The sequence below is a fragment of the Leucobacter soli genome (genome assembly GCF_042659205.1).
GTDB lineage: Bacteria > Actinomycetota > Actinomycetes > Actinomycetales > Microbacteriaceae > Leucobacter > Leucobacter soli.
Genome location: NZ_JBHSRW010000441.1, coordinates 1 through 823, shown reverse-complemented (window position 1 = coordinate 823; position 823 = coordinate 1). Strand labels below are relative to the sequence as shown.

The 823-nt window shown below is 74.2% G+C and carries 1 protein-coding gene; it reads left to right on the top strand.

Annotation, left to right across the window (positions count from 1 at the left end):
* Positions 1–44 precede the first annotated feature (44 nt).
* On the top strand, positions 45–823 hold a 779-nt coding region (locus ACFPZL_RS13820; RefSeq protein WP_382335968.1), incomplete at its 3' end, for an ABC transporter ATP-binding protein.

The window sequence follows — 823 nt, the reverse complement described above, 5'->3', positions numbered from 1 at the left end:
AGGCGCTGCTGCTGGCCGCCGATCGGGTCTCGCGGGCAGCGCGCATGAGGGGCGAGCGCAGAGGCGCCCGGCTGCTCGTGCCGGTGCTGGAGCAGGCTGTCGAACGCGCGACCACGCTCGGCGCCTCCATGGAGCTGCGCGGCTTCGGCTCGAAGCTCCCCGGGTACCGCGGGGATTCCCCGACCTCGCCCCCGGCGGTGGCCGGAGCCTCCGGAACCGGTCGCGTACTGCTGCGCGCAGAGGGGATCGCCGTGCGGCACCGGGCTGGGGAGACTCTGCGGACGACGCTCGAGGACGCGGACCTCGAACTGAGCGCGGGGGAGCTCACCATCCTCACCGGTCCCACCGGTAGCGGCAAGTCGACCCTGCTCGCAGCGCTCGCCGGCCTCGCTCCCGCGTACACCGGGGGCGAGGCCTCGGGAACGCTGGAAGTCGCGGGACGGGTCGTCGCGGATCGTCGCCCGGCGAACCTCGCAGGCACCGTCGCGCTGGTGCCGCAGCGCGTGGAGCACTCCTTCGTTGCCGAGACCGTGCGGGGCGAGCTCGCCTTCGCGCTCGTGCACCAAGGGATCGCCGGTGATGCGCTCGCCGCCGCCGTGGAGCGGGAACTCGAACGATTCGACCTCGTGCGCCTCGCCGATCGCGACCCGGCTACGCTCTCCGCGGGGGAGGCGACTCGTACCGCGCTCGCCGCGGCCTGCCTGCGGGAGCCGCGGATCCTGCTGCTCGACGAACCGATCGAGGATCTCGACCCGGCGTCGACGTCCGCCGTGATCGCGGCCCTGCGCGCGAGACTCGCCGCGGGATGCGCGGTGCTCGTCGC